Below are 6,355 nucleotides of genomic sequence, written 5' to 3'. Positions count from 1 at the left end.
TGGTGGCGGCGCGCGATGCCGGCGCGGCCGTGCTGCTGATCTCCGACGACCTGGACGAGGTGCTGGCGCTGGGCGACCGCGTGGCGGTGATGCACGCCGGGCACCTGAGCGAAGCCCGCCCCGCCGAGGGCTGGACGCGCGAGGCCATCGGCCTGGCCATGGCCGGAGCAGACCCCGGCGGGGGCCGCGGCAGCGCCGACGCCGCACCGGCCACCGTGGCGCCCGCGCCTGAAAGCGACACCCCATGAGACTGGAAAAACGCGAGCGCACTTCGGCGCTGGCCTATGTGGCGGCCCCGGTCGGCGCGGTGGCCTTCACCCTGCTGGTGAGCGCCCTGCTGGTGCTGTGGGCCGGCGCCCCCGTGGGGCGCACCTACGCGCTGCTGGCGCAGGGCGCGTTCGGCTCGGTGTTCGCGCTGACCGAGACCTTGACGCGCGCCACGCCGCTTATCCTGACGGGGCTGTCCGCGGCCGTGGCGTTCCGCGCGCGGCTCTTCAACATCGGCGCGGAGGGCCAGCTGTATGCCGGCGCGATCGCGGCGGTGGCGGTGGGCGGCATGCATGGCGGCACCGGCCTGCAGTGGCCGGTGCCTGTGCTGTTCCCGCTCATGATGCTGGCCGCCGCGCTGGCCGGGGCCGCCCTGCTGCTGGGGCCGGCGCTGATGAAGGCGCGGCTCGGCGTCGACGAGGTGGTGACCACGCTGCTGCTGAACTTCGTGATGCTGCTGCTGGTGTCCGCCCTGCTCGACGGTCCGATGAAAGACCCCCTCGCCCTCGGCTGGCCGCAAAGCGTGGCGCTGCAAGGCGAGCTGGAACTGTCGCGCCTGGTGCCGCAGACGCGGCTGCACACCGGCCTGCTGTGGGCCGTGGGGCTGGCCGTGCTGCTGTGGGCGCTGCTCACGCGCACGGTGCCGGGTTTCGAGATCCGCGCGGCGGGGGCCAATGCCCGCGCGGCGGCGTTCGCCGGCGTGCCGATCACGCGCACGGTGGTGCTGGTGGCCCTGCTCTCGGGCGGCCTGGCAGGGCTGGCAGGCGCCATCGAGGTGGCGGGCCGCACCAGCTACGTGACGCTGGACATGTCGCCAGGCTATGGCTACAGCGGCATCGTGATCGCCATGCTGGCGGGCCTGCACCCGCTGGGCGTGGTGGCCGCGGGCGTCTTCGTGGCGGGGGTGCTGGTGGGGGCGGACAGCATGAGCCGCGCGGTGGGCGTTCCCACCTACATCGCCGACGTGATCGTGGCGGCCTCGCTGATCGCGGTGCTGGTGGCGGGGCTGCTCGCGCAGTACCGGGTGCGCTGGAAGTGATGCGGGAGCATGCCATGACCGATTTCAAGCCGAATCGCCCCCATGCCCTAGTCATGATTGCCCTTGATGCTACCAAATCAATAGCAAATGCATGGAAGGGCTGGGCAGTATGACCGAGCTGATGGACATCCTGGCCAACCCGGCGTTCTGGATCGCCACGCTGCGGGTGGCCACGCCGCTCGTCCTGGGCACGCTGGGCGTGCTGCTGTGCGAGCGCGCAGGCGTTTTGAACCTGGGCATCGAGGGGATCATGGTCGCGGGCGCCTTCACGGGCTGGCTCACGGTGTATGCCGGCCATGGCCTGTGGACTGGCGTGCTGGTGGCCGCGCTCACCGGGGCGGCCTTCGGGCTGCTGCACGCCTGGCTGACCGTGGGGCTCGCGCTGTCGCAGCACGTGTCGGGGCTGGGCATCACGCTGCTGGCCACCTCGCTCAGCTACTACGGCTACCGCGTGGGCTTTCCGAAGGTGACCACGCCCCCCACGATCGAGCCGTTCGCGCCCATGGCCTGGCTGGGCATTCCCATCCTGTCGGCCCAGACGCCACTCACGCTGCTGGCCCTGCTGCTGGTGCCGCTGCTGGCCTGGGTGCTGCTGCGCACCCCGCTCGGGCTGGCGGTGCGCATGGTGGGCGAGAACCCCCAGGCGGCCGAGGGCCAGGGCATTCCGGTGGCGGCCACGCGCACCGCTTCGGTGGTGGCGGGCTCCGCGCTGATGGGGGTGGCGGGGGCGTTTCTCACGTTGTCGGCGTTCAATGCGTTCTTCTTCAACATGGTCAACGGGCGCGGCTGGATCTGCGTGGCGCTGGTGGTGTTCGCCTCGTGGCGGCCCGGAAAGGCGCTGCTGGGCGCGCTGCTGTTCGCCTTTTTCGATGCGCTGCAGCTGCGGCTGCAGCAGGCGGGCGATGCGTGGCTGCCGTATCAGGTGTACCTGATGCTGCCCTACCTGCTGTCGATCCTGGCGCTGGTGCTGGTGGCCCGCAAGGCGGCGTATCCACAGGCGCTGATGAAGCCCTACCGCAAGGGCGAGCGGTAGCGAACCTTGGGCGACCGGACCTTGGCCCCCTCTCCTCTCCCATAACATCGGCGCATGCCGACACCCCAGCCCCCGGACACCTTCGTCCCCATCGCCCCGGAGTCCCTGGCCACGCCGCGGCTGCGCCTTCGGCCCTGGACCGCCGCCGACCGCACGCCCTTCGCCGCGATGAATGCCGACCCGGCGGTGATGGCGCACTTTTCCGCGCCGCTGACCCGCGACGCCAGCGATGCCATGGCCGACCGGATCGAGGCGCTGATCGCGCAGCGCGGCTGGGGTTTCTGGGCCGCGGATTGCCTGCAGGGCGACAGCGGCCCGCGCTTCATGGGCTTTGTGGGCCTGCACACGCCCTCGGCCGAACTGCCCTTCGCGCCGTGCGTGGAGATCGGCTGGCGGCTCGCCCGGCCCTTCTGGGGCCAGGGCCTGGCCAGCGAGGCGGCGCGCCTGGCGCTGCGGGCAGGCTTCGAAGACTTGGGCCTGGCGGAGATCGTATCGTTCACCACCCTGGGCAACCAGCGCTCGCGCGCGGTGATGCAGCGCCTGGGCATGCGCGAAAGCCCCACCGAAGCGTTCGACCACCCGGCCGTGCCGGTGGGCCACCCGGTGCGGCCGCATTGCCTGTACCGGCTCGCCCGCACCGACTGGCACGCCGGCACGCATGGCGGCTGAAGGGCCCCGGCCTCCCATGGAACGCCCCCTGCTGCCCGCCTGCCACCGCGGTGTGGCTACCGCCGCGCTGGATACCTTGGTGACGGCACTGGACACCTTCGCGACCCGGCATCGGGAAACGGCCAAGGTCGGGCCCACCTTCCTGCGTGATGCGCACTGCACGACGGTGGGCATGGAGTTCGGTGGATTCGCTGCCTTGCTGAGGGGCTGTCAGGCACTTCTGAAGAACGCTTGTGAGGCGCTATGGGCGCTGCCTCAAGGGGAGGGGCGGTGGGCAATGGTACAGCGATCCATTCTGGCCTCGGGGCGCGCTTTGCCGAGGAACTGCGCCCGCTGACGGGCATCGCGTTCCAGGCGGCGCCGCCGCCATCTGCCGCCCAGTGGTTGATATCGCATTGCTGCGCGTATGGAGCGGACTGGTGGAGGTCGCGGTGGTGTGCCTGAAGCTCTGCCGCGATATCGAACTGCTGGCATCGGGGCCTGCATGCGGATTCGGCAAACTGGTGTTGCCTGCGCTCGGGCCAGGGTCGTCCAGCATGGCAGGCAAGGTCAACCCAACCCACGCGTCCATGCTGAAAATGATGCGCATTCGTGTGCTGTCGGATCATGCGATGGTCTGCGCCTCGTTGTCGAGCGCGCGTCTGCAACTCAACACGACTTACCTGCTTGCCGCCTGCGTGACGGTGGATGCAGTCGAGACGCTGGGGCAGGGACTAGCGCTCTTTGCTTCTCGTTTGATCGATCGGTTGGATGTGGATCGGGCGCATTTGGCAGTGCAGGTGGAGGAGGGGCTCGGGGCTCGGGGCCCACTACCTGCGATCGCGGGAGGAGGGATATGACTCGGTCGCGAAGCAGGGTGTTCGGTGACCGCGGCGCCACAAGCCTGGGCATTAGCGCTCGACATTGTCCGCCAATACGCTTTCTCACGACCGACCTGAGCAAAACTGACTGAGCCTGCAATTTCTGCGGAGTCCAGTGGCTGATGGTCTCACCTTGCAGGCTATTACCATGGTCCATGAATTTGCATTTGCAGCGCGAGATGCGGGTCTACGTTTTGAAAGCCAGTGCAACAAATCCCGAGCGGTCCGTAGCAACACGGCCGATGTCTCCAAAGGACAGATCGTCGTTCGTATCAAGACTTTTAAACTCTCGAACTGTGTTCTCTAACACGGTCCATTCATTCCCAGCAAGAGCAAATATACCAGCTCTGTCCTCCGCCACTAATACTCGGTAGTCACGGTCAGTCATTGCTCTTCCCTTTCGAAAGATCTCGCTTGACGTCGCTGACGACGCCGTTGCTATTGAAGCACTTCTGGTATTCCGCCTTTGTCTTGGCGCTGGCAAAGCATGTTGGCCAATCTTTGGCTTTGATGTCTTTTTGCACGACAGCTAGCTTGGCTGGGTCTATTTGATCCGTTGTACTGACGAGAGCCCAGAACTTGTCGAACAGTGTGTTTGAGTGCTGCTCAATTTTTGCTCTCGCGGCGTTGATGCTCTCGATCGACTGCCCATTCTTCACTCTCTCCAAATCGACTTGGGATTTGATGTATTCAATGCAATTTTGGGAGACCTCGCCGAGTTTTTCTCCCGTGCTCTGTAATACTTTCAAGCACAGAAAAAGGTATTCGTCTTGACTGAATGTCCCCGCAACAATCTCTTTGACGGCGGTCGCGACATGGCTAATGTCTGAGCGTTGAGCAGTGTCTAGCCCGCCGCTCGCCATCGGCGTCATCAGTGCTCCCCCGGCCGTGACCGGCATTCCACCAGTGCTTGCGACGTCTGCTAATGCTTTGTAGTGCGCCTCGGCTTCCGTCTTTTCTTTCTTGGCCGCGGTTAACTCTGCTGAGGCCGCCTCGCACTTCGGTTTTTTTGTCCTTGAGTGCTTGCGACAGACCATCTTCCTTCTTGTCGGCCACCGCTTTAGCTATCGCGTCACATTCCTTGGTGGTTCCGCCGTTCAATTCATCGAACGCAGCTTGCTTCTTTGCAACAACTTCAGTTTTCTTTCCGACCAGCTTGCTTTGATCATCCAGTCGGATGGCTGCGTCTGCACCTGATGAACCGCTACTTCCGCTTGCTGACGAGCCGATGACCACTGGTCTGGCCGTGACAGCGCCGGTCAATCCCTCGATGGCCAGTATCGAAACGATGAGGCGTTGGTCTCTTACGGCTTGTATGGACAATTCGACGCCACTGATTCCCCCGCTCAAATACCGCTCGCAAGTGCGATACATGACTTCGCGGAGAGTGTTGGTGGTCTGTGTCCGGGGAATGGTCGAGCCTTGTTCGGAGCTACTAAAAGCAGCATTGAGGGCTGCTTGAATCGTCTTGGGGTCGCCGCTCCGACCGAAGCTTGCTCCGCCGGAGAGTGCTTGCGCGATGACCGCGAAGACGTCCGGGCTTGGCTCGGCACAAAAGCGGGTGACATCTTCGATCGGAATGGATTTGTTCTGTTCGTTCGGAAGAAGCTTGGGCTTGGCTGCGAGGATCGCTCTCTGTTTAGCATCAACCATCGTGATGCTAGGACCGTCTTCAATCTGATGATGACGATAAATCGAATGATGATTAGCGCTGCATCCGGTCAATGCAATCATTAACCATGAGAAGAATAGGATTGCTTTTGTCTTCATTTTCGGCCCCCTCCCTGGAATCTGAACGCAAACATACTTCTTTTACTCAAGGACGTCCATCTGAAATTTTTAGAAAGACACGTCGTCAGCAAAAAGTAGACGAAAAGATAGTCAGTGTCGATGACCAACTTCTTGCCGGAGTTTGCAGTTCTGGTCATCCAACAGGCATAACGCGGCCAGTTCGGGGCATCCAAGACCAGTGGTGTTCCGTGTGTGGGGAATTTGCCGTCTCATTCGTCTTAATTAGAAGGCACCTTAAGCACGTGCTGTCGATCTCTGCAAGGCCCGTATGGGCCCCAAATCTGACTCAGCAATTTGAAGAACCAAAATCGGCATATGGACAACAACAAAAACCAATTTTCCACGCTTTCCCGAGCTCAGTTGCCCGAGCTTGCAACCCATGGACAGGAAACAATTGCCGTGTATGAAAGCGGTAGGGGGCTTAGCGTTTTGCTCTGGGCGTTGGCGTTTTTCTGTGTGGTGCCTGGTTTGGCAATGCTGTCATTCCCTCGGCAGGGTGGACTGTGGATTGCGGCGCTGGCCGACTTCACGCGGTGCGACGCGCGCGTGCACGAGGCACTGGCCGCTCTGGCGCAGGCCCCGGCCGTGGGGGCCGCCGCGCGGGCGCTGGGGCGTGTTGGAGCGCACGCTGGAGCGGCTGATCCGCACCGCGACCGGCGAGCCCCCACGCTACTGGCGCGCCCTCGCGCGGGTGCG

The 6,355-nt window shown here is 64.0% G+C and carries 9 protein-coding genes and 1 pseudogene; 7 read left to right on the top strand and 3 right to left on the bottom strand.

All coding sequences use genetic code 11. The features are described from left to right. From AC27IQ_RS17535 to AC27IQ_RS17510, 6 genes and pseudogenes are all read left to right on the top strand, one after another. Nucleotides 1-248, top strand: a pseudogene (locus tag AC27IQ_RS17535) (hypothetical protein); the annotation flags it as partial. Then, entirely contained in the window at nt 245-1,306 is a 1,062-nt protein-coding gene (locus AC27IQ_RS17530; protein WP_284406417.1) for an ABC transporter permease, read from the top strand. The pseudogene AC27IQ_RS17535 and the gene AC27IQ_RS17530, both read left to right, overlap by 4 nt. Before the next feature lie 109 nt (nt 1,307-1,415). Continuing rightward, nucleotides 1,416-2,339, top strand: coding sequence for an ABC transporter permease (locus tag AC27IQ_RS17525; RefSeq protein ID WP_284430857.1), 924 nt, complete (start codon nt 1,416-1,418; stop codon nt 2,337-2,339). A gap of 54 nt (nt 2,340-2,393) precedes the next feature. Continuing rightward, nucleotides 2,394-3,008, top strand: a complete 615-nt coding sequence (locus AC27IQ_RS17520; RefSeq protein ID WP_317358820.1) for a GNAT family N-acetyltransferase — start codon at nt 2,394-2,396, stop codon at nt 3,006-3,008. Nucleotides 3,009-3,024: 16 nt separating this feature from the next. Further along, complete coding sequence (locus AC27IQ_RS17515; protein WP_487090224.1) at nt 3,025-3,345, top strand: hypothetical protein; 321 nt, start codon at nt 3,025-3,027, stop codon at nt 3,343-3,345. An 82-nt stretch (nt 3,346-3,427) separates the two neighbouring features. Beyond that, on the top strand, nt 3,428-3,847 hold the full coding sequence (locus AC27IQ_RS17510) for a lyase family protein (RefSeq protein WP_487090223.1): 420 nt from the start codon (nt 3,428-3,430) through the stop codon (nt 3,845-3,847). A gap of 208 nt (nt 3,848-4,055) precedes the next feature. Here the strand turns inward: AC27IQ_RS17510 and AC27IQ_RS17505 are convergent, their stop codons facing one another. From AC27IQ_RS17505 to AC27IQ_RS17495, 3 genes are read right to left on the bottom strand one after another with little or no spacing between them, the layout of a single operon-like run. After that, on the bottom strand, nt 4,056-4,256 hold the full coding sequence (locus AC27IQ_RS17505; RefSeq protein WP_487090222.1) for a hypothetical protein: 201 nt from the start codon (nt 4,254-4,256) through the stop codon (nt 4,056-4,058). Beyond that, nucleotides 4,249-4,740 carry a hypothetical protein gene (locus AC27IQ_RS17500; protein WP_487090221.1) on the bottom strand — a complete coding sequence of 164 codons (492 nt, stop codon included), beginning with the start codon at nt 4,738-4,740 and terminating at the stop codon, nt 4,249-4,251. The genes AC27IQ_RS17505 and AC27IQ_RS17500 overlap by 8 nt, the downstream gene beginning before the upstream one ends. Next, nucleotides 4,688-5,638, bottom strand: coding sequence for a hypothetical protein (locus AC27IQ_RS17495; RefSeq protein WP_487090220.1), 951 nt, complete (start codon nt 5,636-5,638; stop codon nt 4,688-4,690). Before AC27IQ_RS17495 ends, AC27IQ_RS17500 begins: the two co-directional genes overlap by 53 nt. A gap of 495 nt (nt 5,639-6,133) precedes the next feature. On the opposite strand from AC27IQ_RS17495, the gene AC27IQ_RS17490 reads away from it, so the two are divergent. Next, the coding region (locus AC27IQ_RS17490) for a hypothetical protein (RefSeq protein WP_487090219.1) at nt 6,134-6,355 on the top strand (222 nt) is incomplete at its 3' end.

The sequence above is a fragment of the Acidovorax sp. KPB24-07 genome (assembly GCF_057543315.1).
The sequence above is the reverse complement of the archived record's forward strand: the minus strand, read 5'-3'. Positions and strand labels throughout refer to the sequence as shown.

Excerpts from the sequence above, each read along its gene's own strand:
- AC27IQ_RS17505 (WP_487090222.1), bottom strand. The coding sequence starts at position 4,256 with ATGACTGACCGTGACTACCGAGTATTAGTGGCGGAGGACAGAGCTGGT.
- AC27IQ_RS17500 (WP_487090221.1), bottom strand. The coding sequence starts at position 4,740 with ATGACGCCGATGGCGAGCGGCGGGCTAGACACTGCTCAACGCTCAGAC.
- AC27IQ_RS17530 (WP_284406417.1), top strand. The coding sequence starts at position 245 with ATGAGACTGGAAAAACGCGAGCGCACTTCGGCGCTGGCCTATGTGGCG.
- AC27IQ_RS17495 (WP_487090220.1), bottom strand. The coding sequence starts at position 5,638 with ATGAAGACAAAAGCAATCCTATTCTTCTCATGGTTAATGATTGCATTG.
- AC27IQ_RS17525 (WP_284430857.1), top strand. The coding sequence starts at position 1,416 with ATGACCGAGCTGATGGACATCCTGGCCAACCCGGCGTTCTGGATCGCC.
- AC27IQ_RS17515 (WP_487090224.1), top strand. The coding sequence starts at position 3,025 with ATGGAACGCCCCCTGCTGCCCGCCTGCCACCGCGGTGTGGCTACCGCC.
- AC27IQ_RS17520 (WP_317358820.1), top strand. The coding sequence starts at position 2,394 with ATGCCGACACCCCAGCCCCCGGACACCTTCGTCCCCATCGCCCCGGAG.